The organism is Pseudomonas sp. CGJS7 (genome assembly GCF_036961695.1).
Genome location: NZ_JBAMDI010000041.1, coordinates 59,466 through 83,162 on the forward strand (window position 1 = coordinate 59,466; position 23,697 = coordinate 83,162).

The 23,697-nt window shown below is 63.5% G+C and carries 28 protein-coding genes; 16 read left to right on the forward strand and 12 right to left on the reverse strand.

Translation table 11 applies throughout. The annotated features are described in order from the left end of the window. Window positions 1-30: 30 nt before the first annotated feature. Window positions 31-192 carry a hypothetical protein gene (locus tag V7787_RS23690; protein WP_155741836.1) on the reverse strand — a complete coding sequence of 54 codons (162 nt, stop codon included), beginning with the start codon at window positions 190-192 and terminating at the stop codon, window positions 31-33. A gap of 258 nt (window positions 193-450) precedes the next feature. Between V7787_RS23690 and V7787_RS23695 the strand changes: the two genes are divergently transcribed. Both V7787_RS23695 and V7787_RS23700 read left to right on the forward strand, forming a co-directional pair. Continuing rightward, window positions 451-1,335, forward strand: coding sequence for a sugar nucleotide-binding protein (locus V7787_RS23695; RefSeq protein ID WP_019439170.1), 885 nt, complete (start codon window positions 451-453; stop codon window positions 1,333-1,335). Next, a complete protein-coding gene (locus V7787_RS23700; protein WP_003255418.1) occupies window positions 1,328-2,260 on the forward strand; it encodes an NAD-dependent epimerase/dehydratase family protein in 933 nt (310 codons plus the stop codon). Before V7787_RS23695 ends, V7787_RS23700 begins: the two co-directional genes overlap by 8 nt. 30 nt (window positions 2,261-2,290) lie before the next feature. Here V7787_RS23700 and V7787_RS23705 read toward each other — a convergent pair whose 3' ends face one another. Further along, window positions 2,291-2,734: a winged helix-turn-helix transcriptional regulator gene (locus V7787_RS23705; protein WP_010951791.1), complete on the reverse strand. Its 444-nt coding sequence runs from the start codon at window positions 2,732-2,734 to the stop codon at window positions 2,291-2,293. A 103-nt stretch (window positions 2,735-2,837) separates the two neighbouring features. Here V7787_RS23705 and V7787_RS23710 point away from each other — a divergent pair, with 103 nt between their 5' ends. Beyond that, window positions 2,838-4,043 (forward strand): MFS transporter, encoded by a 1,206-nt coding sequence (locus tag V7787_RS23710; RefSeq protein WP_064492908.1) that lies wholly within the window; start codon window positions 2,838-2,840, stop codon window positions 4,041-4,043. Here the strand turns inward: V7787_RS23710 and V7787_RS23715 are convergent. The 5 genes from V7787_RS23715 to V7787_RS23735 form a co-directional block, all read right to left on the reverse strand. Next, window positions 4,031-4,714: an OmpW/AlkL family protein gene (locus tag V7787_RS23715; RefSeq protein WP_010951793.1), complete on the reverse strand. Its 684-nt coding sequence runs from the start codon at window positions 4,712-4,714 to the stop codon at window positions 4,031-4,033. The genes V7787_RS23710 and V7787_RS23715 overlap by 13 nt on opposite strands. 109 nt (window positions 4,715-4,823) lie before the next feature. Next, a complete protein-coding gene (locus V7787_RS23720) occupies window positions 4,824-5,336 on the reverse strand; it encodes a DUF3299 domain-containing protein (protein ID WP_336089741.1) in 513 nt (170 codons plus the stop codon). Between the two features lie 126 nt (window positions 5,337-5,462). After that, window positions 5,463-6,728, reverse strand: coding sequence for an ABC transporter permease (locus V7787_RS23725; RefSeq protein ID WP_176684346.1), 1,266 nt, complete (start codon window positions 6,726-6,728; stop codon window positions 5,463-5,465). After that, window positions 6,728-7,438: an ABC transporter ATP-binding protein gene (locus tag V7787_RS23730; protein WP_104886759.1), complete on the reverse strand. Its 711-nt coding sequence runs from the start codon at window positions 7,436-7,438 to the stop codon at window positions 6,728-6,730. Before V7787_RS23730 ends, V7787_RS23725 begins: the two co-directional genes overlap by 1 nt. Next, the gene (locus tag V7787_RS23735; protein WP_336089742.1) at window positions 7,439-8,020 is read right to left on the reverse strand and encodes a DUF2796 domain-containing protein; all 582 of its coding nucleotides are present in this window, start codon (window positions 8,018-8,020) and stop codon (window positions 7,439-7,441) included. 130 nt (window positions 8,021-8,150) lie between these two features. Here V7787_RS23735 and V7787_RS23740 point away from each other — a divergent pair, with 130 nt between their 5' ends. Next, the gene (locus V7787_RS23740) at window positions 8,151-8,495 is read left to right on the forward strand and encodes a hypothetical protein (RefSeq protein ID WP_129932203.1); all 345 of its coding nucleotides are present in this window, start codon (window positions 8,151-8,153) and stop codon (window positions 8,493-8,495) included. Between the two features lie 151 nt (window positions 8,496-8,646). Here V7787_RS23740 and trxA read toward each other — a convergent pair whose 3' ends face one another. From trxA to V7787_RS23755, 3 genes are read right to left on the reverse strand one after another with little or no spacing between them, the layout of a single operon-like run. Beyond that, entirely contained in the window at window positions 8,647-9,519 is an 873-nt protein-coding gene (gene trxA, locus V7787_RS23745) for a thioredoxin (protein ID WP_010951799.1), read from the reverse strand. Between the two features lie 31 nt (window positions 9,520-9,550). Continuing rightward, the gene (locus V7787_RS23750; protein ID WP_064492914.1) at window positions 9,551-10,207 is read right to left on the reverse strand and encodes a class I SAM-dependent methyltransferase; all 657 of its coding nucleotides are present in this window, start codon (window positions 10,205-10,207) and stop codon (window positions 9,551-9,553) included. 3 nt (window positions 10,208-10,210) lie between these two features. Further along, the gene (locus V7787_RS23755; protein WP_020191400.1) at window positions 10,211-10,657 is read right to left on the reverse strand and encodes a YbaY family lipoprotein; all 447 of its coding nucleotides are present in this window, start codon (window positions 10,655-10,657) and stop codon (window positions 10,211-10,213) included. Between the two features lie 106 nt (window positions 10,658-10,763). On the opposite strand from V7787_RS23755, the gene nrdR reads away from it, so the two are divergent. The 12 genes from nrdR (at window position 10,764) to V7787_RS23815 (ending at window position 19,517) form a co-directional block, all read left to right on the forward strand. After that, entirely contained in the window at window positions 10,764-11,228 is a 465-nt protein-coding gene (gene nrdR / locus V7787_RS23760; protein ID WP_003255402.1) for a transcriptional regulator NrdR, read from the forward strand. 2 nt (window positions 11,229-11,230) lie between these two features. Continuing rightward, window positions 11,231-12,361: a bifunctional diaminohydroxyphosphoribosylaminopyrimidine deaminase/5-amino-6-(5-phosphoribosylamino)uracil reductase RibD gene (gene ribD / locus V7787_RS23765; protein WP_049588007.1), complete on the forward strand. Its 1,131-nt coding sequence runs from the start codon at window positions 11,231-11,233 to the stop codon at window positions 12,359-12,361. Between the two features lie 42 nt (window positions 12,362-12,403). Further along, a complete protein-coding gene (locus V7787_RS23770; RefSeq protein WP_003255399.1) occupies window positions 12,404-13,069 on the forward strand; it encodes a riboflavin synthase in 666 nt (221 codons plus the stop codon). A gap of 18 nt (window positions 13,070-13,087) precedes the next feature. Beyond that, complete coding sequence (gene ribBA / locus V7787_RS23775) at window positions 13,088-14,179, forward strand: bifunctional 3,4-dihydroxy-2-butanone-4-phosphate synthase/GTP cyclohydrolase II (protein WP_003255398.1); 1,092 nt, start codon at window positions 13,088-13,090, stop codon at window positions 14,177-14,179. Window positions 14,180-14,270: 91 nt separating this feature from the next. Beyond that, the gene (gene ribH / locus V7787_RS23780) at window positions 14,271-14,747 is read left to right on the forward strand and encodes a 6,7-dimethyl-8-ribityllumazine synthase (RefSeq protein WP_003255395.1); all 477 of its coding nucleotides are present in this window, start codon (window positions 14,271-14,273) and stop codon (window positions 14,745-14,747) included. Next, window positions 14,744-15,244, forward strand: coding sequence for a transcription antitermination factor NusB (gene nusB, locus V7787_RS23785; RefSeq protein ID WP_003255393.1), 501 nt, complete (start codon window positions 14,744-14,746; stop codon window positions 15,242-15,244). Before ribH ends, nusB begins: the two co-directional genes overlap by 4 nt. Before the next feature lie 18 nt (window positions 15,245-15,262). Further along, complete coding sequence (gene thiL, locus V7787_RS23790) at window positions 15,263-16,231, forward strand: thiamine-phosphate kinase (protein ID WP_010951802.1); 969 nt, start codon at window positions 15,263-15,265, stop codon at window positions 16,229-16,231. After that, the gene (locus tag V7787_RS23795) at window positions 16,228-16,731 is read left to right on the forward strand and encodes a phosphatidylglycerophosphatase A family protein (RefSeq protein ID WP_010951803.1); all 504 of its coding nucleotides are present in this window, start codon (window positions 16,228-16,230) and stop codon (window positions 16,729-16,731) included. The genes thiL and V7787_RS23795 overlap by 4 nt, the downstream gene beginning before the upstream one ends. Window positions 16,732-16,747: 16 nt before the next feature. Next, entirely contained in the window at window positions 16,748-17,491 is a 744-nt protein-coding gene (locus V7787_RS23800; RefSeq protein WP_010951804.1) for a substrate-binding periplasmic protein, read from the forward strand. A 180-nt stretch (window positions 17,492-17,671) separates the two neighbouring features. Continuing rightward, window positions 17,672-18,289, forward strand: a complete 618-nt coding sequence (ribA, locus tag V7787_RS23805) for a GTP cyclohydrolase II (RefSeq protein ID WP_003255389.1) — start codon at window positions 17,672-17,674, stop codon at window positions 18,287-18,289. Next, the gene (locus tag V7787_RS23810) at window positions 18,286-18,705 is read left to right on the forward strand and encodes a hypothetical protein (protein ID WP_064492915.1); all 420 of its coding nucleotides are present in this window, start codon (window positions 18,286-18,288) and stop codon (window positions 18,703-18,705) included. The genes ribA and V7787_RS23810 overlap by 4 nt, the downstream gene beginning before the upstream one ends. Next, a complete protein-coding gene (locus tag V7787_RS23815; protein ID WP_064492916.1) occupies window positions 18,705-19,517 on the forward strand; it encodes a cobalamin-binding protein in 813 nt (270 codons plus the stop codon). Before V7787_RS23810 ends, V7787_RS23815 begins: the two co-directional genes overlap by 1 nt. On the opposite strand, the gene V7787_RS23820 is transcribed toward V7787_RS23815, so the two are convergent. Together V7787_RS23820 and dxs are read right to left on the reverse strand one after the other, a co-directional pair. Next, window positions 19,495-21,366 carry a TonB-dependent receptor domain-containing protein gene (locus V7787_RS23820; protein ID WP_064492917.1) on the reverse strand — a complete coding sequence of 624 codons (1,872 nt, stop codon included), beginning with the start codon at window positions 21,364-21,366 and terminating at the stop codon, window positions 19,495-19,497. The genes V7787_RS23815 and V7787_RS23820 overlap by 23 nt on opposite strands. Before the next feature lie 347 nt (window positions 21,367-21,713). Beyond that, complete coding sequence (gene dxs / locus V7787_RS23825; RefSeq protein WP_010951809.1) at window positions 21,714-23,609, reverse strand: 1-deoxy-D-xylulose-5-phosphate synthase; 1,896 nt, start codon at window positions 23,607-23,609, stop codon at window positions 21,714-21,716. Window positions 23,610-23,697: the final 88 nt, after the last annotated feature.

The following is a 23,697-nucleotide window of genomic DNA, read 5'->3' on the forward strand; positions in this document are numbered from 1 at the left end:
TGTGCTCAACCACGTACCAGCAGCGGGTCTTCAGCGAGCACCTTTCTCGAGTTGATCGGCGAATATACGAGCCTGAAGTGCTACTCCTTTAGCCTCCGGTCCACCCAAATCAGCAAGGGTCTGGCTTGCAAAGGTTATGGCCTGGCTTTGCTCTGGGTAGAAATCCAGGTAGGCAGCTTCCGAATGAGGCATTGAACGTTCCTTGTCGTTTTTGTGTGAAACTCCCTGGCTGGCAAGTGGGGAGTCGACTATTCAATGCAGTTATGCCGTGACGTGGTAGTCAGCCCATTCCTCGTATGTCGTAGGAAATTTCTGTCTGTGGCGGTATTGAGCGGTGAAACTGTGGAATCCCGCCCTGTGGCATCGAACGGGTCCGGTGTTGGACTTCCCGGGCAGGAAACCGCAAAATGACTCTTTTTTCTCATCAACCTCTCCGGATCTGCTGACTCTATGCGTATGCGCCTAATGCTGTTGGGTGGTGGCAATGCCCTCGGGCAAGCGCTGATTCGTCTTGGGGCCGAGGAGGACATCGCATTCCTGGCACCGCGCCCGCCCGAGAACGGCTGGGCGCCCTCAAGCCTCACTCAGTTGCTCGATGACCATCGCCCCGACGCGCTGGTGAACCTGGCCTATTACTTCGACTGGTTCCAGGCCGAGTCGGTCAGCGAGCAGCGCCTGGCCCAACAGGAGCGGGCGGTGGAGCGGTTGGCAGAGCTGTGCCAGCACCATCAGATCACCTTGGTGCAGCCATCCAGCTACCGTGTGTTCGATGGTTCGCGGGCCACGGCCTATAGCGAAAAGGACGAGCCAGTGCCGCTGGGCATGCGTGGCCAGGCCCTATGGCGCATCGAGCAGAGCGTGCGTGCGGCCTGCCCGCAGCATGTGTTGCTGCGCTTTGGCTGGTTGCTGGACGAGAGCATCGATGGCGCATTGGGCCGCTTCCTGACCCGTGCCGAGCAACCACAGGAGCTGCTGCTGGCCGATGATCGACGTGGCAACCCGACGCCGGTCGATGATGCTGCCCGAGTGATCCTGTCGGTGCTCAAGCAACTTGATTGCAATGCGCCGCTGTGGGGCACCTACCATTACGCCGGCAATGAGGCGACCACGCCGCTGGCGCTGGGCCAGGCGATCCTCGCCGAGGCCGGCCAATACCGCCAGCTGGCCGTTCAGGCCCCCACGCCGCAGGCCCATGCCGCGCGCCCGGATGCCAGCGAAGAACCACAGCACGCGGTACTGGCCTGCAAGAAAATCCTTCATACCTTCGGTATCAAGCCGCGTGCCTGGCGCGCTGGCTTGCCACCTCTACTGGACCGGTTCTACCGCCATGGCTGACGCCCCCATCCTGATCACCGGCGGTGCCGGCTTCATTGGCTCCCACCTGTGCGATGCGTTGTTGGACAAAGGCTACGCCGTACGCATTCTCGACGACTTCTCCACCGGCCGGCGAAGCAATCTGCAGGTCGATCACCCACGGCTGGAACTGATCGAAGGTGATGTTGCCGATGCAGGGCTGGTCACTCAAGCGGCGGCTGGCTGCCGTGCTGTGGTGCATCTGGCGGCGGTAGCGTCGGTTCAGGCCTCGGTCGAAGACCCGGTGCGTACCCACCAGAGTAACTTCATCGGTACCCTCAACGTTTGCGAAGCCATGCGCGTGCATGGCGTGCGCCGGGTGCTCTTCGCCTCCAGCGCAGCGGTGTACGGCAACAATGGTGAAGGGGAGTCGATTTCCGAAGACACGCCCAAGGCGCCGTTGACCCCTTATGCCGTGGACAAGCTGGCCAGTGAGCAGTACCTGGACTTCTACCGTCGCCAGCATGGTCTGGAGCCGGTGGTGTTTCGCTTCTTCAATATCTTCGGGCCACGGCAGGACCCTTCCTCACCGTATTCCGGGGTGATCAGCATCTTCTGCGAGCGTGCTGTGCAGGGCTTGCCGATTACAGTGTTCGGTGACGGCGAGCAGACCCGGGACTTCCTTTATGTGGGCGACCTGGTGCAGGTGATGGTGCAGGCACTGGAGCAGCCGCAGGTCGAGGAAGGGGCGGTGAACATCGGGCTGAACCAGGCGACCTCACTGAACCAGTTGCTGGCCGCGCTGGAGAAGGTGGTGGGGAGCTTGCCAGCGATCAGCTATGCGGCGGCGCGATCGGGTGATATCCGCCATTCGCGAGCGGATAACCAGCGGCTGTTGGCGCGGTTCAAATTTGCGCAGGTAACGCCGATGGTTGAAGGCCTGACAAAGCTTCTAGGTAAAGGCTGAGCCCCGCGGGGCTGCTCAGCAGCCCTGACATCACCCATGCCGCACCCTTCTGCGCTGGCAATCTTCGGGATGTAAGACCCGCCCATCCTGGCCACGGACCTGCAATATTTCAAGCGCCTGCCCCGTCACGCCGTCCACCAGTTCCGAACGCGCTTCTCCCGCCTCGAACAGAAACCGCTCCCCCCACTGCCTCAAACCAACCACCACTGGAAACACCGACCGCCCTTTATCGGTCAGCACATATTCTTTATAGGCACTGCCATCCGACGCCGGCTGTGTCATCAGCAACCCACTTTCCACCAACAGCTTTAGCCGCGAGGTGAGGATGTTCTTCGCCAGCCCCAGGTTCTTCTGAAATTCACTGAAACGCCGCAGGCCGTCGAAGGCATCGCGCAGGATCATCAGCGCCCACCGGTCACCCAGCACCTCCAGAGCCCGGGCCACGGGGCACTGCGCATTGTTTTCATCGAGCATGGGGCAAGCCTGTCTTGATTATCTGGTTGCAGATTAAAACCACATTTGCTAAATAGCCAGCATGTGGTTTCAAATTGAAACCAGATCCCAGAGGCTTTGCCCGATGACTCCTTCGCTGACACGCTGGATAACCCTGTTGCTTGCCACCACCAGCGCAATGGCGGTGGCGACGGTGTACTTCGCTCAACCGCTGCTTGAGTCGATGGCTGCTGAGTTGGGAGTGGCGCAGCAGCAGATTGGCTGGGTAGTCGGTGCGACCCAGGCGGGCTACGCCCTGGGGCTGCTACTGATTGTGCCGCTCGGGGACTTGGTCGACCGTAAACGCTTGTTGCTTGGCCAGTTGCTGTTCGCGGCGCTTGCGCTGGTCGGCGTTGGCATGGCGCCGAACTGGGCAATATTGCTGCTGGCTCTGGCGATCACCGGGTTGATGGCAGTCATGGTGCAGGTGATGGTGGCTCATGCTGCGAGCCTTGCCTCACCTGGCCAGCAAGGGCAGGCGGTAGGCACTGTCACCAGTGGTGTGGTGCTGGGTATTCTGCTGGCACGGCTGGCTTCGGGCGGGCTGGCTGACCTGGCCGGTTGGCGAAGTGTGTACCTTGTCGCCGCAGGGCTCTTGATGTTGCTGGCGCTGGTGCTGTGGCGCAGTCTGCCCGGCGGGCAGCCGATGGGGAGCCGGCCGGGTTACCGGGCGTTGATCGTGGCCCAGTTCAGCTTGTATCGGCACGACCGGTTGCTGCGCCAGCGCGGCGTGTTCGGTGTGTTGATCTTCGCCGCATTCAGCGTGCTGTGGAGTGCCATGGTCATGCCACTCAGCGCTGCGCCGCTGACACTGAGCCATACCGAGATCGGCCTGTTTGGCCTGGCAGGTGTGGCGGGCACGCTGGCGGCTTCGCATGCCGGTCGTCTGGCTGACCTTGGGCGCGGTGAGCGTACGACCGGAGTGTCGTTGGCCCTGCTGACGCTGTCGTGGCTGCCAACAGCGTTCGTCGAACATTCATTGCTGGCCTTCGTGCTGGGTGTGCTGATGCTGGACTTTGCCGTGCAGGCAGTGCATGTCACCAACCAGAGCCTGTTGCTGGCCGGGCGTGGTGCGATGGCTAGCCGTTTGATCGGCGCCTACATGTGTTGCTATTCGCTGGGCAGCGGTTTGGGGGCGGTGTTGGCGAGCTGGGTGTTTGCACACTGGGGCTGGGTTGCGGTGTGTGGGCTTGGCATGGGCATCAGTGCCGCCGCACTGTGCTACTGGCTATGGCTGCAACGCGCGAGGGCGGCCGAGGCCACCCTGCAATGTTCAGGTCAGAACTTGTAGCCAAGGCCGACCATGTATACCCACGGGTCGACGTCGACGTCGACCTTGGTCTTGCTGTAGCCAAGGGCGGTCGGGCCGTTGACGCTGGCCTTGGTGTCGATGTCGACGTACCAGACCGAGGCGTTTACCAGCAGGTTGTCGGTCAGCATGTAGTCCATGCCCAGTTGGCCGGCGATACCTACCGAATCCTGCAGCTTGAGGTTGCTGAAGCCTTGTTCCTTGCGTGCGCTGCTCAAATCTTCGTCAAAGAACAGGGTGTAGTTGATACCAACGCCAGCGTACGGCTGGAAGCGCGAATTTGGCTCCATTGGGTAGTACTGCAGCGACAGCGTTGGCGGCAGTTGCTTGATGTCCGCCAGCTTGCCGTCCAGCCCGCCGCCCAGACCTTTTACGCCGACGGTGTGCTTGAACGGGGTAGCTGCCAGCAGCTCCAGGCCGATGTGGTCGGTGAGCATGTAGGCAAAGGTCAGGCCCAACTGGGTATCGCTGTCCAGGGTCGCCTTGGTGCCCGACACCTTGTTGCCGTCGAACTTGAGGTCGCCGCTGCTCTCGTTCGGGGCGGTGGTGATGGCGCCTGCGCGCAGGATCATGTCCCCCGCCTGATAGGCGTGGGCGGCAGGGGCGGCGAGCGCAAGGGCCACAAGCGAGGCACCCAGCAAGGACTTGTTCATGGAAGCTCCCAAAGGACGTTATTAATCGAGTAGTCCAATGGTACGGAGCTGGTCAAACGGAAAGTTTGACCCAGCTCAACGAAGCGTCTTCACGAATTCGAAACAGTTCTCATCTCAGCTCATAAGCGTAGATTTTCTCGGCTTCCATCTGGTAGCCGGCGTCGGCCAGCTCGCTGCTGGAAGCTTTAACCTGCATCTTTCCCTCTATCCAGTAGGGCTGGTAGAGGCCTTCGACGCGCACGCCCATCTCGCTGAAAATATGCACGATCTGGTTCGGCGGCGGCGGCGGCACGTGGATGCACGCGCCATAGTAAGGGACCAGCAGGAATTCGGTGGTGCGGCCTTCTTCGCTGACCTCCAGTGGCACGATGTAGCCGGGAAGTTTGACCTGTTGGCCGTCGAGGCTTTCTACCACTGGTGCGTCGGGCGCCTGCTGGCGCGCGGGAGGTGCGGATTCGGCAGACAGGGCGTTGCTGAGCTGTGACATGTCGTGCAGCGGCGCCAGTTGTGGCGGGATGACCGGTGCACCTTCAGGGATCAGTGCGGGCCAGTCCAGCTCCTTGGGTTCGGCGGCCCATAGAGGCATCGCTACCAGCAACAGCAAGGCCAGCAGCATGTGCATTGCCGGCCTCTTCGCGGGCATGCCCGCTCCCACAGGTACTGCACAAGCTCCGACGCCTGCGGGGCTCCCTGTGGGAGCGGGCGTGCCCGCGAAGCAGGCGGTGAGGTGTTTGATCATTACGCGCACTCAGAGGTGTATGGACAGGCCGTCGGCCAGCGATTGCCGGTAAGCCCGCCACGCCGGCACGCTGCCCATCAGCAACGCGGCCCCCATGATGATAGCCAGCAAGGTCCATTCATGGGTACTCGGCAGAGCCAGTGGCAAGTACAAACCATAGTTGGCCTGCACATACCCCTGTGCCAGGGCGATACCCGCATATAGCAAGCCAAGCCCGGCCACGATCCCGACCGAGGCCAGTGACAGTGCTTCCAGTACCAGCAACCCCGCAATATGCCAAGGCCGGGCCCCGACCGAACGCAAGATCGCCATTTCCCGGCGGCGTTCGTTGAGGCTGGTGAGAATCGCCGTGAGCATGCCGATCAAACCGGTCAGCACCACGAATAGCGACACCACGAACAATGCCTGTTCCGCAGTGCCCATCAGGCTCCACAGTTCCTGCAGGGCGACCCCCGGCAGGATCGCCAGCAATGGCTCGCTGCGGTACTCGTTGATCTCTCGCTGCAAACTGAAGGTTGCGATCTTGCTGTTCAGGCCAAGCATGAACGCAGTGATGGCGGCAGGTTGCAGGTCCATCGTACGGGCCTGTTCGGCGCTGATGCGCCCGGCGCCACGGGCGGGTACGCCGTTGTGCCAGTCGATATGGATCGCCTCCATGCCGCCCAGGCTGATATGCAGGGTGCGGTCGACGGGAGTACCGGTGCGCTTGAGTACGCCGACCACGGTAAACGGCTTGTCGTCGTGCTTGACCAGACTGATTGCGGCCACGCCGTGGGCTAGCACCAGCTTGTCACCCAGCTTGTAGTGCAATGCCTCGGCCACTTCAGCGCCGAGCACTACCTCGAACGGGTCGTTGGCAAACTCACGCCCCTGGCTCAGTTGCAGATGCTGGCGGCGGCCGTACTGATAATGGCTGAAGTAATCCGTGGTGGTGCCCATCACTCTGTAGCCGCGGTGCGAGTCGCCCAGCGAGATCGGGATTGCCCACTTCACCCGTGGGTCCTGTGCATAGTGCTGGAAGCTGTCCCAGCGGATGTTATTGGTCGCGTTGCCAATGCGGAACACCGAATACAGCAGCAGGTTCACCGAGCCGGAGCGTGCACCGACAATCAGGTCGGTGCCGCTGATGGTGCTGGCGAAGCTGGCACGGGCTTCGGTACGGACCCGCTCAACAGCCAGCAGCAGGCACACCGACAGGGCAATGGCAAAGGCGGTCAGAAACGCAGTGAAGCGGCGGTTGGCCAGGCTGGCCAAGGCAAGGCGGAGCAGGTACATCAGGCCTCCCGGGACTTGGCGGCGCGGTTCAGTTCGGCAAGCGACAGGTGGCGGTCGAACAGCGGCGCCAGGCTCTGGTCGTGGCTGACGAACAACAGGCTGGCACCGGCGGCGCGGCACTCATCGAACAGCAGGCGGATGAATGCTTCGCGCGTGTCCGCATCCAGTGCCGAGGTCGGTTCGTCGGCGATCACCAGCTCAGGCTGGCCGATCAGTGCGCGGGCGGCTGCGACCCGCTGTTGCTGGCCGATGGACAGGCTGTCGGCGCGGCGGGCGAGCATGGCAGGGTCGCCCAGGCCCAGGTGGGTCAGCAGCGTGCTGGCCGCCTGGTCAACACTGCCATGGCGCTGCTCGGCGCGTGCCTTGCGGCTGCGCGAGAAGCGGCAGGGCAGTTCGACGTTTTCACGTACCGAGAGGAAAGGCAGCAGGTTGAACTGCTGGAAGATATACCCTGTGTGATCGACCCGAAAGCGGTCGCGGGCGCCCTGGCTCAGGCTGCCGAGGTCCTGACCGAGCAACTGGATGCGGCCCTGGACCGGCACGTTCACCCCGCCCAGCAGGCCCAGCAAGGTCGTCTTGCCACTGCCGCTGGGGCCCTTGAGGAACAGTGCTTCACCAGCGTCCAGGCGCAATGCCGGAATATCCAGCAGCGGCGGGTGACCTGGCCAGGCGAACACCAGGTCATGCAGATCGATCAACGGCTGGTTCATTCAGAAGGCGACCGCTGCCTTGGTTGGCGTGGTTTCCACGCCTTTCTGGCCATTGGGGCCGATCAGTTGCACGTTGATTTTCTGGGTGGCGGGGAAGGCCTTGAACAGCGGCGCCAGGTCCAGCTGTGTGAGTTTGTCGGGGTTGGCGCAAGTCAGCTGATAGTGGGCGCCGATGTCGCTGTGCTGATGGTCGTGTTCATGTTCATGTTCGTGCTCGTCACCATCGTCGTCGGCCTTCGCTGCGTCACCGAACAGAGGGCTTTCCAGCGCCTGCTGCTCTTCCTTGCAGTCCGCGGCAGCAGAAAGGCCGAACAGCTTCAGGGGTTGTTCAAGCTGCTGGCGCACGGCGGCGACTTTGGCCTTGTCGGCATCGCTGCTGGCGGCATGCTCGAAGCCGACCAGGTTCATTGCCGGGCTGTCCAGTTCCAGTTCCAGGGTATTGCCATCGAGCACTGCGTTGAGCTTGGCTACGCCATGCTCGTGGGCGCCGAGGGAGCCGTGGGCGTGGTCATGTTCATCGTGGGCATGGGCCACGGCCAGTGGCAGCAAAGCGAAGGGCAGGGCGAGCAGCAGGCGACGCATGGACGACTCCGGAGCGGGCTGAAAGATCGGGTTATGTTATAACAAGGTTTCGGCGCGCCGCCAGCCTGCGTGGCGCATGTTTCATGTTGCGGTAGCATGGCTGCATTGACGTGGGTTCAAGGAATGCATCATGAGAATTCGTGGACAGATTGGTGACTGGCCGGTGGACCTGACCATCGAGCTTACGCCTGAAGAGTGGGCGCAACTGGGGCGACAGACCGAGGTGCCGGTGGCAGCCCAGGCTGCGGCGACCGCTGCGGTGGCCGGGCCGCGCCAAAATGACGCTCAGTGGGCTGCGGCGCGTGATGTGTTGCGTCTGGCAGGACAGATGAGCGGGCCGGAATTGCTGGACCGCCTGGAAGGGCTGGCAGGGAGTACGGCGGCGGGCAAGCGGCTGCTGGTGCGCTTGCGGCACAGCAGTGAGGTCAAGGTGGAGAGTGGCGTGGATGCGCCCGTTTATCACTGGGTAGGGTGAGCGCTGCCTTGCTTGAAAATTGAAACGCCTGCGCGGTCACCCGTAGGAGCGGGTTTACCCGCGAACACCGGCAGAGCCGGTGCCATCCACTGTGTCGGTTTCTTCGCGGGCATGCCCGCTCCAACAGGTCCAGCGCAGGCTTCAAGGTCACTCAGAACATCGCCGCCGACAGCTTGCGACGATAAACACCAACCAGCGGGTGATCGCCACCCAGCAACTCGAACACCTGCAACAGCGCCTTCTGCGGCAGCCCGTTCTCGTAGCCACGGTTACGCTGGAACAGCTTCAGCAGACCTTCCAGCGCCGCCTCGTACTGCTGGCGAGCCAGTTGCTGAATGCTCAGCTGATAAGCCGCCTCGTCGTCTTGCGGGTTCTGCGCCAGACGGCTTTTAAGGTCAGCCACTTCCGGCAGGCTGGCAGCCTGGCGCAGGAAGGTCAGCTGGGCCTTGGCACCGGCCAGTGCAGCTTTGTGTTCGTCAGTCTTGACCGCATCCAGCACCACTTGCGCTTCGCCCAGCTCACCACGCTCGGCCAGGCAGCGGGCATACAGGATCAGCGCCTCGGCATTGCTGTTGTCCTCACCCAGCAGCGCCTGTAGCAGCGTTTCGGTTTCGGCAAAACGGCTTTCGGCAAACAGTGCCTTTGCCTGCTCCAGTGGCGCGGCGGTGGGCGCGGCGGGCATTTGTACATGCGGCTCGAGCATGGCGCGGATCGCCGACTCCGGTTGTGCCCCGGCAAAACCGTCCACCGGCTGGCCGTCCTTGAACAGCACCACTGTCGGCAGGCTACGGATGCCGAACTGGGCAACCACCTGTTGCTCTACGTCGCAGTTGATCTTGGCCAGCAGCAGTTCGCCCTGGTAACCCTCGGCAATCTTTGCCAGCAAAGGCATCAGCGCCTTGCACGGCGCGCACCACTCGGCCCAGAAGTCCACCAGCACCGGCTTGTGGAAGGAGTTCTCGATCACCAGTTGCTGGAAGTTGGTATCGGTGGCGTCGAAAATGTAAGGCGTGTCTTGGGTCATCGCGACTCTCGCAAACTCGTGTATGGCACCACTATAAGGTGTCGCGGCTGGCGTGGTACAGGCTGACCCGGCGGAATTCGTGTGGCTCGGCCAGGTCCGGCAGGGTCAGTGCTTCGAGCACGCCCAATTGCTGGTACAACGGGTGGCGAAAGTCGCGTACCCGCGAGTCGGCCACCAAGGCCTGCCGACCGCGGCTCAGGAAGGCATCCAGCAGCGGCAGGTTGGCGCGGTCGTACAGCACATCGGCAACCAGGATCAGGTCGAAACGGTCTTCCTCGGCAAAAAAATCGCTGCTGTAGCTTAGTGTCACCCCGTTCAGTGCTGCATTTGCACGGCAGGCAGCGAGGGCCAGCGGGTCGAGGTCGCAGGCCACCACTTCCCGTGCACCGGCGCGTGCAGCAGCAATGCCGGCGATACCAGAGCCGGCGCCAAAGTCCAGCACGCGCTTGCCTGCCACCCATTCCGGGCGTTCGGCCAGGTAGCGGGCCATTGCCAGCCCGCTGGCCCAGCAGAAGCTCCAATAGGGAGGTTCTTCAAGAATGCGTCGGGTTTCTTCGCTGCTGAAGGCGCGATCCATGTTCTGGTCGTCGATCAGCCATAGCTTCAGGTCACAGTCGGGCAGTTCGCTGACGATCAGGCGTGCTTCGCCGATCAGGCCGCTGAGGGCCTGTTGCAGGGCCAGCGGCATCACTTAAGGCGCCTTCTCGAAACGCAGCGGGCCGGTGGCCTGGGTTTGTGCCTGGGTAATGCGCACCGGGGGCAGGTGCATGATCAGCTGGCCGGAGTTGCTGGCGCGGCCACGCAGTTCGACCCGGGCACCGGGCGGGAAGGCTTCGGGGTTGAAACGCAGGTGGTAGGGCAGCGCCTGGCCGGTACCGGTCAGGTTGCTGCTGGCCAGCAGGCGCTGCGGGCGGTCGCGCTCGTCGATCACCAGCAAGGCCAGTTCCACCTCGGCACCCGCCGGGATTTCCAGCAAGGTGCCACTCAGCTCGCGCTGGTAGGCCGGCAACGGGCCCGGTACTTCGGCCTTGGCCGAGGGGGCTGGCGCGGGCGCCGGGTTGTCGGTCTTTGGCCTGTCGCTGCCGCAAGCGGCAAGCAAAGCGGCGCAGCACAGCACGACGAGCGCTCGGTAGTGCATGGGGGAGTCCTTCACGGGCATATTTCCCATGGATGTTAACCCCTTTGGCTTGTCTTGCCAGTGCAATGCGCTACCATGGCCCTCCCTTTTTTTGTTGCCTGCCACCATGCACTGTCCCTTTTGCGGTGCCAACGACACCAAGGTCATCGACTCTCGCCTCGTCGCCGAGGGCGAGCAGGTGCGCCGCCGCCGTGAATGCGTGGCCTGCGGCGAGCGCTTCACCACCTTCGAAACCGCCGAGCTGGTGCTGCCCCGGCTGATCAAGCAGGACGGCACGCGCCAGCCCTTCGACGAAGAAAAGCTGCGCGCTGGCATGCAACGGGCCCTGGAAAAGCGTCCGGTCAGCGTCGAGCGCCTGGAAGCTGCGCTGGCGCACATCAAGAGCCGGCTGCGTGCCACGGGCGAGCGCGAAGTCAAATCGCTGGTGGTCGGTGAAATGGTCATGGCCGAGCTGCGCAAACTCGATGAAGTGGCCTATATCCGCTTTGCCTCGGTGTACCGGCGCTTCCAGGACCTCGACGAGTTCCGCGAAGAAATCGACCGCCTGGCCCGTGAGCCAGCTAAAGAGTGAACATGCCCAGCCAAGCCGCCATCCTTGACGCCCACTACATGGCCCGTGCGCTGGAGCTGGCGCGTAAAGGCCTGTACACCACCCACCCGAACCCGCGCGTAGGCTGCGTGATCGTGCGTGATGGCGAAGTGGTTGGCGAAGGCTGGCACGTTCGCGCCGGCGAGCCACATGCCGAAGTGCATGCCCTGCGCCAGGCCGGTGAACTTGCCCGGGGTGCTTGTGCCTATGTCACCTTGGAGCCATGCAGCCACCATGGCCGTACGCCGCCGTGTGCCGAAGCGCTGGTCAAGGCCGGTGTGGCGCGTGTAGTCGCAGCCATGCAGGACCCTAACCCGCAAGTGGCGGGACAGGGCCTGCGGCGCCTGGCCGAAGCCGGAATCGAAGTGGCCAGCGGGGTGCTCGAAGCCGAGGCTCGCGCCCTCAACCCAGGCTTCCTCAAGCGCATGGAGCACGGCCTGCCGTTCGTTCGCGCCAAGCTGGCCATGAGCCTGGACGGCCGCACCGCCATGGCCAGTGGTGAGAGCCAGTGGATCACCGGCCCGGCCGCCCGCTCAGCCGTGCAGCGCTTGCGCGCCCGCTCCAGCGTGGTGCTGACCAGCGCCGCCAGCGTGCTGGCAGACAACGCACGCATGACCGTGCGTGGTGCCGAGCTGGGCCTGGATGCCGAAACTACTGCCCTGGCTCTTAGCCGCACACCCTTGCGGGTGCTGGTCGATGGCCGTCTGCGCCTGCCACTGGCGGCGCCGTTCTTCCAGGCCGGCCCGGCTCTGGTGGTGACTGCTGTCGCAGATGACCCGCGCTATGCCGCTGCCGGCCACGAATTGCTCAGCTTGCCGGGCGACAATGGCCAGGTCGACCTGGGGGCGCTGCTTCACGCCCTGGCCGCCCGCGGCGTCAACGAAATCCTGCTGGAAGCCGGTGCCGGCCTGGTCGGTGCCTTCGCACGGCAAGGCCTGGTCGATGAGTACCAGCTGTTCGTCGCTGGCACCTTCCTCGGCTCTCAGGCTCGGCCGCTGCTGGACTGGCCGATGGACAAGATGAGCGAAGCACCACGGCTGAAAATTACCGAAATGCGCGCAGTGGGCGATGACTGGCGGGTCACGGCCATCCCCCTGCCGGCGCCCGGCGTATAATGCCGGGCTTGCCCCGCGCAAACCGTTTTTGAGGAAGACCCCATGTTCACCGGCATCATCGAATCTATCGGCACCATCCGCAGCCTGACCCCCAAGGGTGGTGACGTGCGCGTCTACGTAGAAACCGGCAAGCTCGACCTGGGGGACGTCAAGCTCGGCGACAGCATCGCCGTCAACGGTGTATGCCTCACGGCCGTGGAGCTGCCGGGCGACGGCTTCTGGGCCGATGTCAGCGTCGAAACCCTCAAGCGCACCGCCTTCATCGACCTCAAGAGCGGCAGCAAGGTCAACCTGGAAAAAGCCCTGACCCCCACTACCCGCCTGGGCGGGCACCTGGTCAGCGGCCACGTCGACGGGGTTGGCGAAATCATTTCGCGCAGCGATAACGCCCGCGCCATCCAGTTCCGCGTGCGTGCACCGAAGGAACTGGCCAAGTACATCGCCCACAAGGGTTCGATCACCGTCGACGGCACCAGCCTGACGGTCAATGAGGTCAATGGCGCCGAATTCGAGCTGACCATTGTCCCGCACACTCTGTCCGAAACCATCATGGCCGATTACCGTGCAGGGCGTCGGGTAAACCTTGAGGTCGACCTGCTGGCCCGTTACCTGGAGCGCTTGCTGCTGGGTGACAAGGCCGCCGAACCGAGCAAGGGCAGTGGCATTACCGAAAGCTTCCTGGCCGCCAATGGCTTCTTGAAATCCTGATTGAGAAGGGGGTGCCGCGTGGCGCTCAACAGCATCGAAGAACTGGTCGAAGACATCCGCCAGGGCAAAATGGTCATCCTGATGGATGACGAAGACCGCGAGAACGAAGGCGACATCATCATGGCGGCCGAATGCTGCCAGCCGGAGCACATCAACTTCATGGCCAAGCACGCCCGTGGCCTGATCTGCATGCCGATGACCCGCGAGCGTTGCGAAACGCTGAAGCTGCCGTTGATGGCGCCGCGCAACGGCTCGGGCTTCGGCACCAAGTTCACCGTGTCGATCGAGGCCGCCGAGGGCGTCACCACCGGTATTTCCGCCGCCGACCGCGCACGCACTGTGCAGGCTGCTGCTGCCAAGGACGCCAAGGCCGAAGACATCGTCAGCCCTGGTCACATCTTCCCGCTGATGGCCCAGCCAGGCGGTACGCTGGCGCGTGCCGGCCACACCGAAGCCGCCTGTGACCTGGCGCGCATGGCCGGTTTCGAGCCAAGCGGCGTGATCTGCGAAGTGATGAACGACGACGGTACCATGTCGCGCCGAGCCGAACTGGAAGTGTTCGCCGCCGAGCACGGCCTGAAGATCGGCACCATTGCCGACCTGATCCACTACCGCATGATCCACGAGCGCACCGTGCAGCGTGTTTCCGAGCAATCGGTGGAGAGCGAGCTGGGTGAGTTCAACCTGGTCACCTACCGTGACGCGGTCGAAGGCGACGTGCACATGGCCTTGACCCTGGGCAAGATCTGCGCGGAAGAACCGACCCTGGTGCGCGTGCACAACATGGACCCGCTGCGCGACCTGCTGCTGGTCAAGCAGCCAGGCCGCTGGAGCCTGCGCGCGGCCATGGCCGCAGTGGCCGAGGCCGGCAGTGGTGTGGTGTTGCTGCTGGGGCACCCGCTGGACGGCGACGTGCTGCTGGCGCACATCCGCGAAAGCGCGGGCGATGCGCCGGCCAAGGCACCGACCACCTACAGCACTGTGGGTGCCGGTTCGCAGATCCTGCGTGACCTCGGTGTGCGCAAGATGCGCCTGATGAGTTCGCCGATGAAGTTCAACGCGATATCCGGATTCGATCTGGAAGTTGTAGAATACGTGCCCTCCGAGTGACTTGAGGCGGCATTGACGCCCTCTGCTCGAGTCCAGACCCCTGTCGAGGCCGCTTGTATGCGGCCTCGCTCTTGAAGATGAGAATATCGGAATGACCCTGAAGACCATCGAAGGTACCTTCATCGCCCCCAAAGGTCGCTATGCTTTGGTGGTTGGCCGCTTCAACAGCTTCGTTGTCGAAAGCCTGGTAAGCGGTGCCGTTGATGCCCTGGTACGCCACGGTGTCAGCGAAAGCGACATCACCATCATCCGTGCCCCGGGTGCATTCGAGATCCCGCTGGTGGCACAGAAGGTCGCCCAGCAAGGCGCCTACGACGCGATCATCGCCCTGGGCGCCGTGATCCGTGGCGGTACCCCGCACTTCGAATACGTGGCGGGCGAGTGCACCAAGGGCCTGGCCCAGGTGTCCATGGAGTTCGGTGTTCCGGTGGCCTTCGGCGTACTGACCGTCGACTCCATCGAGCAAGCCATCGAGCGTTCTGGCACCAAAGCCGGCAACAAAGGTGCTGAAGCTGCCCTGTCCGCACTGGAAATGGTCAGCCTGCTGGCGCAGTTGGAGGCCAAGTGATTAGCGACGAAAGCGATCGTTTCAACCCGCGCGATCCAAAACCTGCGGATGCCGGCAAGCCCTCCAAGAGCGCCAAGCGCCGCGAAGCCCGCAAGCTCGCGACCCAGGCCCTCTACCAGTGGCACATGGCCCAGCATTCGCTGAACGAGATCGAAGCGCAGTTCCGGGTGGATAACGATTTCACCGATGTCGACGGTGCCTATTTCCGCGAGATCCTGCATGGGGTCCCGGCAATCAAGGGCGAAATCGACAAAGCGCTGGTGCCTTGCATGACCATCGCACTGGAAGAGCTCGACCCGGTCGAGCTGGCTGTGCTGCGCCTGTCCACCTGGGAACTGATCAAACGCGTCGACGTGCCTTACCGCGTCGTGATCAACGAAGGTGTGGAACTGGCCAAGGTCTTCGGTGCCACTGACGGCCACAAGTTCGTCAACGGCGTACTGGACAAGCTCGCCCCGGCGCTGCGTGAAGCAGAAGTCAAGGCGAACAAGCGCTGATCCTGGCGCTGCTTGGCCATGGGTGAGTTCGAGCTGATCAACCATTACTTCGCCGCGGCGCCCTGTGCGCAGGGCGGCGAGGGCGTGGCGCTGGGTATCGGCGACGACTGCGCCCTGCTGGACCTTCCCCCCGGTGAGCAACTGGCGGTGTCGACCGACACCCTGGTCGCCGGGGTGCACTTTCCTGCTGTTTGCGATCCGTTGCTGCTTGGCCAGCGTTCGTTGGCTGTGGCGGCCAGTGACCTGGCAGCCATGGGCGCGACTGCAATCGGCTTCACCCTCGCACTGACCCTGCCTGACGTTGGCCCTGACTGGCTGGCGGCCTATGCCGACGGCCTTGGTCGCATGGCCCACCGTTGCCGCATGAGCCTGATCGGTGGTGACACCACGCGCGGCCCGTTGAGCATCACCGTGACCGTGTTTGGCCGCGTGCCGGCTGGCCAGGCCTTGCGCCGCAGCGGTGCAAGGCCGGGTGATCTGTTGTGTGTCGGTGGTTCGCTGGGCAAGGCCGCCGGTGCCTTGCCGCTGGTGCTGGGTGAGCGCGAGGCGCCTGCCGCGCAGGCCGAGCCGCTGCTGGCTCATTACTGGTCACCGATGCCGCAGCTCACCCTCGGGGCTCTGCTGCGTGGCAAGGCCACTGCGGCCCTGGACATTTCCGATGGCCTGCTCGCTGACTGCGGTCATATCGCCAAGGCCTCCGGCGTGGCGCTGGAGGTGAACCTGGCGCAGGTGCCAGTGTCTCCTGCCTTAGAGGCATTCCTCGGGCGCGAAGCGGCGTTGCAGGCAGCACTCACCGGTGGCGACGACTATGTACTGGCCTTCACCTTGCCGCCCGAAGCGCTGGCGCCCTTGGCTGGTCTCGGTTGCATCGAGGTACATATCATTGGTCGTGTGCTCGAAGGGCAGGGTGTGACCTTGCGCGACTCACAGGGCCAGGACATAACCCCCGTCCAGCGGGGCTATCAACACTTTAGGGAGAGACCGTGACCGATCACCCCAACCAGGTGCCTGCGGAGTTCGTTCCGCCTTCGGTCTGGCGCAACCCGTGGCACTTCATCGCCTTTGGCTTCGGTTCCGGCACTCTGCCCAAGGCCCCGGGTACCTGGGGCTCGCTGGTCGCCATACCGTTCATCCCCTTGTGGCAGCTGCTGCCCGACTGGGGCTACTGGTTGTTGCTCGGCGTGAGCATGCTGTTTGGCTTCTGGTTGTGCGGCAAAGTTGCCAATGATTTGCGCGTACACGACCATGAAGGCATTGTCTGGGACGAGATTGTCGGCATGTGGATCACCCTCTGGCTGGTGCCGGAGGGCTGGCAGTGGCTGTTGGCAGGGTTCCTGATGTTCCGCTTCTTCGACATCCTCAAACCGTGGCCGATTCGCTGGATCGACCGCCATGTGCACGGGGGCGTCGGCATCATGCTCGACGATATCCTGGCCGGCGTGTTTGCCTGGCTGGGCATGCAGGTTCTGGTGTGGGCGGTTGCCTGAAACAGGGAGTGCGTGAATGGCCTTAAGGACTGTACTGCTGGCAATGCTGCTGAGTATTGCCCCGTGGGTGACGGCTGCCGAGGGCATGCCGAAACAGATCCATCTGGTTAGCGAGGAGTGGCTCGACTACACCAACGCCGACGGTACCGGGGTGGCCTGGGATGTGCTGCGCAAAGTGTTCGAGCCGGCCGGAGTCAAGGTGGTTACCCAGAGCGCGCCCTACAGCCGGGCGGTTGGCCTGGTCAAACGCGGCGAGGCTGATGCCTGGGTCGGCTCGTACAAGGAAGAGAACGACGACAACCTGTACCCGCGCTGGCATTTCGACATGGACCATATCTATGCCCTGGGGCTGGCCAGCAAACCTGTGCCTACCCTGGAGACCATCGGCAAGTACCGGTTGGCCTGGGTGCGTGGTTATGATTACGGCAGCTACTTGCCCAATGTGCGCGAATTCCGCGAAATCCAGCGTCGCGAGGGCATTCTGCCGATGCTCGAGCATGACCGGGTGGACTACTACATCGACGCACTGACCGAGGTCGACTACGTGCTCGGGCAAACCTCTCACCCGGAGCGTTTCCGCCGTACCCATGTGGCCGAGTTGCCGTTGTACCTGGCCTTTGCCCGTAACGACCAGGCCAAGGCTCTGTGCGAACTGTTCGACAAGCGCATGAAGGAGCTGATACGTAGCGGCGAACTGAAGCCGATTTTCGAGCACTGGAAACAGCCCTATCCGTTCAGCGCGGACAGTCACCCACACTGAAGCCGAATACACCAAGGTATATCGCGGCCCTCTTGGGCTGCGGGCTTGGGGTTGAGAGATGGCTTTTAATAAGTATCGAACTTTTCGATCTTAAGCCACTGTATACAGCCAGCCCACATTCCCCAACCTGCTGATACAATCGGCCCACGAGAAATTTCCTACTTACTCCAGGAGCACAACGTGCCCGTCGTCTTTGTTGCCGCCTCAAAACTTCCGACGCCCTTCGCGACCTTCACCATGCATGGCTTTCTCGACGAAGCCACAGGCCGTGAGCATGTGGTGCTCAGCCTGGGTGATATCGCGGACGGCCAGCCGGTATTGGGGCGCCTGCATTCCGAGTGCCTGACCGGCGATGCACTGTTCAGCCAGCGTTGCGACTGCGGCTCGCAGTTGGAAGCCGCGCTGCAGGCCATCGCCCGCGAAGGCCGTGGGGTGCTGTTGTACCTGCGTCAGGAAGGCCGTGGCATCGGCCTGCTGAACAAGATTCGCGCCTACGAGCTGCAGGATGGCGGCGCCGACACCGTCGAAGCCAACGAGCGCCTGGGCTTCGCTGCCGACCAGCGTGACTACGCCATATGCCTGCCGATGCTCGAGCACCTGGGCGTCAAGTCGCTGCGCCTGATGACCAACAATCCGCGCAAGGTCAAAGCCCTGACCGACATGAACATCGTGGTTGCCGAGCGTGTGCCGCTGCACACCGGGCATAACCCGCACAACCGCTACTACCTGGCGACCAAGGCCGGCAAGTTGGGCCACATGCTGGGCAACGAACACCAGGGCGAGGTGCCCCAGGCGTGACCCGCGCCGAGGTCAAGCGGCGCCTGGCGCTGGCCTGGTGGCAGTACCTGGCGGTGGGCCTGGTGCCGCTGCCAGTCATGGCTTGGGCCTTTGGGGGCGGTGATGCACTGATCCCGGTGTTGGCCATGCCACTGTTCATCGCCGGTGCGGCCACCATGTTCCTCAGCCTGCCGCGCTTCGGTGCCTACAAGCGCGCACTAATTGCCACCTCAAAGGTGCTCGGCACGGGCGAAGAAGCCGCTGCCTGGATCGAACTGGCGCGGGTGCGGCGCATGGCCATGTTGTATGCCTGCTTCCCGGCTTGGGTCGCCGCATTGTCGGTGCTGGTCGGCCTGGAGGCAGTGCCGCAGATCCTCCTCGCAGTGTCTACCGTTGTAGTGCTGTACCTCTATCGCATTCCGCGCCAGCTGGGCTGATGCGACTGCTACCTGGCCTGCTGGCGTTGTTCGCCTGCACCGTACTGGCTGCAGAACCGCTACGTGTCGTCAGTCTGGCCCCCTCGATGAGCGAGATCATGCTTGAGCTGCAGGCCGACGACCTGCTGGTGGGCGTGCTCGACGGTGGCGAACGGCCGGCTGCACTGCGCCACTTGCCTTCGGTCGGGCGCCAAGGGCAACTGGACATGGAGCGCCTGCTCAGCCTGCGCCCCGACCTGTTGCTGCTGTGGCCTGGCAGTGTGCCGCCGGCCCAGCGCGACCAACTCAAGCGCCTGGGTATCGCCACCTTCAGCGCCGAACCCCATGACATCAGCCAGCTGATCGAGCAGATCGAGGCCATTGCCGAGCGTGTCGGGCGTACCGAGCAAGGCCATTCATACGCGCGAGCCCTGCGTGAGCGGCTGCAGCAGCTGCGCCAGCAGTATCGGCGTGACGAACCCTTGCAGGTGTTTTATCAAGTCTGGGATCGGCCGTTGTACACGCTCGGTGGCCGTCAGGTGGTGACCGACGCCCTGGCCGTGTGCGGGGCGCGCAATGTGTTCGCCGACCTTGGCCAGCCGGCGCCACAGGTGAATGTGGAGTCCGTGCTGCTGCGTAATCCGCAGGTCATCCTGGCAGCTGATGAGGCGCAACTGGCCAGCTGGAAGGCCTGGCCGCAGATTCGGGCGGTGGCTGATGGGCGTCTGCTGGTGGTGCCGGACAAAGGGCTGGAGCGCCCCAGCGGGCAGATGATCGAAGCCACCGCCCGCTTGTGTGCGTTGCTGGACGCTAAAGCGCCGGTGTCCAGGTGATGCTCAAGAGCACAGTGCGGCCCTCTTCGCGGTAAGGGTGATACGCACCCTCATAGCTGTAAAGGGCGCGGCTGTAGCTGCGGTCCAGCAGGTTATCCAGCTTGGCTTCGAGTTTCAGTTCGTCGCTAGCCGCCCAACTGCCGCGCAAACCCAGCAGACCATAGCCACCGATGCGGTTGCGGTTGGCCTCATCGTCATAACTGCTGCTGACCGCCTGCCAGCTGGCACCCACGCTGAAACGCCCGAACTCTCGGTCCAGGTCCAGGCTCAAGGTGCGGCGGGCGCGGCGGGCGAGAGTGTGGCCAGTGTCGCGGTCGCGTGGGTCGATCAGCGCCAGGCCAAGCTGGCTGTGCCAGGCGCTCCACTGCTGCGCCAGCGCCATTTCCACACCATTGATTCGTGCCGAGGCGACGTTACGGGGTATCGAGTCCTGGCCAAAGATGATCGCGTCGCGCAGGTCGGTGCGGTACAGCGAAGTCTCCAGCCGGCTCTCTGCAGTCAGCTGGCTGCGCCATTGCAGCTCGTAGCTTCTGGAGTGCTCTGGGTCCAGGTTCGGGTTGCTGAACTGTGGGTAATACAGGTCGTTGAACGTTGGCGCGCGGAAGCCTTCGCTGTAGGACAGCAGCACATCGTTGTTCGCGTTCAGCGGTACGGTCAGGCTGCCGCTCCAGGTGGTCTGGCCACCAAACTGCTGGTTGCGGTCATGGCGCACCCCCAGCTCAGTGGAAAACTGCTCGCCCCGGTAGCGGTGCTGGGCGAACACGGCACGGTTCCAGCGGCTGTCCTCAATGAAATCGGTAGTGCCGTGTACGCGGTCTTCGTACCAGTCGCCACCGATCAGTACGGTGTTGCGTTCGCCGAGGGCCAGGTCGTTCTGCCAGGTAGCCTGATCGCGGTAGGTGTTGAACACGAAGCGCTCAGCGCTGAGCTTGTCGCGTTTGTCGTCCCGGTTCTCGCTATGGGCCAGTTCAAGGCGTGAGTGCCAGGTTTCGGTGACCTGAACGTCAACGTAGCTGCCCAGGCTGCTTACGCTGAAGTCGGTGTAGGGTTGTTGACCGAAGCTTTCGAAGGTGACGGGGTCGAAGCTGCCGAACGGGTTGTCGTACTCGCTGCGACCACGGCTGTCGAGCAGGTTCAAGCCGGCCTCGAAGCGCTCACCGAAGGTGTGGCTCAGGCTCAGGTTCAACGCCTTGTTGCGGTAGGCGTCGTGGTCACCATCGCTGGCGAAGGATGGCCCGGTCGAGTCGATACCGGCAGTTTCATCCAGGCTGGCGCCAAGGTTGAAGCGGGTCGAGTCGTTGCCGCCAGACAGCCCCAGGCTGCGTTGGAATGTCTGGTTGCTGCCGGCGGCCATGCGCAGGCGTGGCTGCAGGCCGGGGCCATTGCTGCGTCGGGTGAAGATCTGGATCACCCCGCCAATGGCATCGCTGCCGTACACCGCTGAGCGCGAGCCGCGCAGGACTTCGATGCGCTCGATCTGGTCGATGTCCAGAAACTGCAGGCCGCTGTCGCCCGAGGTGGCATTGGCGATGCGCACGCCATCGACCAGCACCAGGCTTTGCGCGGCCTTGGTGCCCCGGATAAAGATGCCCGGCAGGCTGCCACGGCCACCGGTAGGTGCCACTTGCACGCCCGGCACGCGGGAGAGCAAGTCGGTGACGCTGGAGGGTTGCAGGCGGTCGATGTCGGTGCGGGTGAAAACCGTGTTGGCAGCACTGGTGGCGGTACGCGATTCGACCTGGCGGCTGGCGCTGATCAGCACGTCGGGGAGTTTGAGGGCGTCGTCGCGCTCAGCGGCCAGAAGGAATGTAGGGGCACAGAGAATCGTGGTACAGGCTAATTTTTTCATGGGCAGTTCCAAAGTATTTCCACAGCACTGTGCTGTCCCCGTAGGAGCGGGTTTACCCGCGAAAGGGCCGGGCCTGCTGGCCAATTTTCACCCGCCGTTCACCGTTGTCGCCGCTACCGTATTCGCGGGTAAACCCGCTCCTACAGTGGGCACACATCGGTGATCGGGCGCAGTCCGTCGTAGGAGCGGGTTCACCCGCGAAAGGGCCGGTCCTGCTGGCCAATTTTCACCCGCCGTTCACCGTCGTCGCCGCTACCGTATTCGCGGGTAAACCCGCTCCTACAGTTGGCACACATCGGTGATCGGGCGCAGGCCGTCGTAGGAGCGGGTTCACCCGCGAAAGGGCCCTAGAGCCCGAGCCTGGCCATGCGGGCCTTCACCGAAGCCTCGATCCCGGCCGCATCCAGCCCGCATTCAGCCAGCATTTGCGCAGGCTTGGCATGCTCGACATAGATATCCGGCAGCCCCAGGTGCAGAAGCGGCTTGAGCACTGCCTGGCTGGCAAGGAACTCACCCACCGCAGCGCCCGCGCCACCCATGATGGCGTTCTCTTCGATGGTTACCAGCAGCTCATGGCTGCCTGCCAGCTCCAGCACCAGCGCCTCGTCCAGCGGCTTGACGAAGCGCATGTCGACCACCGTGGCGTTGATCTGTTCGGCCACTTGCATGGCCTCAGCCAGTTGTACGCCGAACACCAGCAGGGCCACTTTCTCGCCCTGGCGGCGGACCACGCCCTTGCCGATCTCCAGTGGTTGCAGGTCACCGCTGATCGGCGCATTCGGGCCAGTACCACGCGGGTACCGTACAGCGGCCGGGCCGTTGTACAGGTGGCCGGTGCTGAGCATCTTGCGCAGTTCGTTCTCGTCGCTGGGGGTCATCACCAGCATGCCCGGGATGCAGCGCAGGTACGACAGGTCGTAGCTGCCGGCGTGGGTCGGGCCATCCTCGCCGACCAGGCCGGCGCGGTCGATGGCGAACAGCACGTCGAGGTTCTGCACCGCCACGTCATGGATCAGCTGGTCGTAGGCACGCTGCAGGAAGGTGGAGTAGATCGCCACCACCGGCTTGCTGCCCTCGCAGGCCATGCCGGCCGCCAAGGTCACGGCATGTTGCTCTGCGATCGCAACGTCGAAGTAGCGCTCAGGGTAGCGCTCGCTGAAGTCGACCAGGTCCGAGCCTTCCTTCATTGCCGGGGTAATGCCCACCAGGCGGTTGTCGGCGGCGGCCATGTCGCACAGCCACTGGCCGAACACCGCGGAGTATTTCGGGCCGCTGGCTTTCTTCGGCGCGGCGGGCTTGTCGGCCGGCTCCAGCTTGGTGATGGCGTGGTAGCCGATCGGGTCAATCTCGGCAGGGGCGAAGCCTTTGCCCTTCTTGGTCACCACATGCAGGAACTGCGGGCCTTTCAGGTCACGCATGTTGCGCAGGGTGGCGATCATGGTGGGCAGGTCGTGGCCGTCGATCGGGCCGATGTAGTTCCAGCCCAGCTCTTCGAACAGCGTGCCTGGCACCAGCATGCCCTTGGCGTATTCCTCGGTGCGACGGGCAATTTCCCAGGCGCCTGGCAACCGCGACAGCACTTTCTTGCTGCCTTCGCGCATGCTCGCGTAGGTGCGGCTGGAAAGGATCTTGGCCAGGTAGTTGGACAGGCCGCCGACATTGCGCGAAATCGACATGTCGTTGTCGTTGAGGATCACCAGCATGTCGGCATTGACTTCCTGGGCGTGGTTCAATGCCTCGAATGCCATGCCGGCGGTCAGCGCGCCATCACCGATCACCGCAATCGACTTGCGTGCGCTGTTCTGCAGGCGGGCAGCAATGGCCATGCCCAGCGCGGCGCTGATCGAGGTGCTGGAGTGGCCAACGCCAAAGGTGTCGTACTCGCTTTCACTGCGGCGCGGGAAGGCCGCGATGCCATCCTTCTGGCGCAGGCTGAGCATGCGGTTACGGCGCCCGGTGAGGATCTTGTGCGGGTAGGCCTGGTGCCCCACGTCCCACACCAGCCGGTCGTCCGGGGTGTCGAACACGTAGTGCAGGGCGATGGTCAGCTCGATCACGCCCAGACCGGCACCAAAATGCCCACCGGTCTGCCCAACGGTGTAGAGCAATTCCTGGCGCAGTTCGTCGGCCAGCGTTTCCAGGTCGGCTTCGGCCAACCGGCGCAGGCCGGCAGGCGTGTCAGCGCGGTCGAGCAACGGCGTGACCGGGCGTTCGCGGGGGATCTCTTGAAACGTCGTGGGCATCAGGCGAGTCGTTATAGGTGTGTGAAGACGCGGCAGTTTACCCCATTGTGGGAAAAGTGCCCATTCGACCACAGGTTACGCGGCCCCC

What these genes read in the sequence shown, in the direction of transcription:
- V7787_RS23690 (WP_155741836.1), bottom strand. Translation starts at nt 192, where the DNA reads ATGCCTCATTCGGAAGCTGCCTACCTGGATTTCTACCCAGAGCAAAGC.
- V7787_RS23695 (WP_019439170.1), top strand. Translation starts at nt 451, where the DNA reads ATGCGTATGCGCCTAATGCTGTTGGGTGGTGGCAATGCCCTCGGGCAA.
- V7787_RS23700 (WP_003255418.1), top strand. Translation starts at nt 1,328, where the DNA reads ATGGCTGACGCCCCCATCCTGATCACCGGCGGTGCCGGCTTCATTGGC.
- V7787_RS23705 (WP_010951791.1), bottom strand. Translation starts at nt 2,734, where the DNA reads ATGCTCGATGAAAACAATGCGCAGTGCCCCGTGGCCCGGGCTCTGGAG.
- V7787_RS23710 (WP_064492908.1), top strand. Translation starts at nt 2,838, where the DNA reads ATGACTCCTTCGCTGACACGCTGGATAACCCTGTTGCTTGCCACCACC.
- V7787_RS23715 (WP_010951793.1), bottom strand. Translation starts at nt 4,714, where the DNA reads ATGAACAAGTCCTTGCTGGGTGCCTCGCTTGTGGCCCTTGCGCTCGCC.
- V7787_RS23720 (WP_336089741.1), bottom strand. Translation starts at nt 5,336, where the DNA reads ATGCACATGCTGCTGGCCTTGCTGTTGCTGGTAGCGATGCCTCTATGG.
- V7787_RS23725 (WP_176684346.1), bottom strand. Translation starts at nt 6,728, where the DNA reads ATGTACCTGCTCCGCCTTGCCTTGGCCAGCCTGGCCAACCGCCGCTTC.
- V7787_RS23730 (WP_104886759.1), bottom strand. Translation starts at nt 7,438, where the DNA reads ATGAACCAGCCGTTGATCGATCTGCATGACCTGGTGTTCGCCTGGCCA.
- V7787_RS23735 (WP_336089742.1), bottom strand. Translation starts at nt 8,020, where the DNA reads ATGCGTCGCCTGCTGCTCGCCCTGCCCTTCGCTTTGCTGCCACTGGCC.
- V7787_RS23740 (WP_129932203.1), top strand. Translation starts at nt 8,151, where the DNA reads ATGAGAATTCGTGGACAGATTGGTGACTGGCCGGTGGACCTGACCATC.
- trxA (WP_010951799.1), bottom strand. Translation starts at nt 9,519, where the DNA reads ATGACCCAAGACACGCCTTACATTTTCGACGCCACCGATACCAACTTC.
- V7787_RS23750 (WP_064492914.1), bottom strand. Translation starts at nt 10,207, where the DNA reads ATGCCGCTGGCCCTGCAACAGGCCCTCAGCGGCCTGATCGGCGAAGCA.
- V7787_RS23755 (WP_020191400.1), bottom strand. Translation starts at nt 10,657, where the DNA reads ATGCACTACCGAGCGCTCGTCGTGCTGTGCTGCGCCGCTTTGCTTGCC.
- nrdR (WP_003255402.1), top strand. Translation starts at nt 10,764, where the DNA reads ATGCACTGTCCCTTTTGCGGTGCCAACGACACCAAGGTCATCGACTCT.
- ribD (WP_049588007.1), top strand. Translation starts at nt 11,231, where the DNA reads ATGCCCAGCCAAGCCGCCATCCTTGACGCCCACTACATGGCCCGTGCG.
- V7787_RS23770 (WP_003255399.1), top strand. Translation starts at nt 12,404, where the DNA reads ATGTTCACCGGCATCATCGAATCTATCGGCACCATCCGCAGCCTGACC.
- ribH (WP_003255395.1), top strand. Translation starts at nt 14,271, where the DNA reads ATGACCCTGAAGACCATCGAAGGTACCTTCATCGCCCCCAAAGGTCGC.
- thiL (WP_010951802.1), top strand. Translation starts at nt 15,263, where the DNA reads ATGGGTGAGTTCGAGCTGATCAACCATTACTTCGCCGCGGCGCCCTGT.
- V7787_RS23800 (WP_010951804.1), top strand. Translation starts at nt 16,748, where the DNA reads ATGGCCTTAAGGACTGTACTGCTGGCAATGCTGCTGAGTATTGCCCCG.
- V7787_RS23815 (WP_064492916.1), top strand. Translation starts at nt 18,705, where the DNA reads ATGCGACTGCTACCTGGCCTGCTGGCGTTGTTCGCCTGCACCGTACTG.
- V7787_RS23820 (WP_064492917.1), bottom strand. Translation starts at nt 21,366, where the DNA reads ATGAAAAAATTAGCCTGTACCACGATTCTCTGTGCCCCTACATTCCTT.
- dxs (WP_010951809.1), bottom strand. Translation starts at nt 23,609, where the DNA reads ATGCCCACGACGTTTCAAGAGATCCCCCGCGAACGCCCGGTCACGCCG.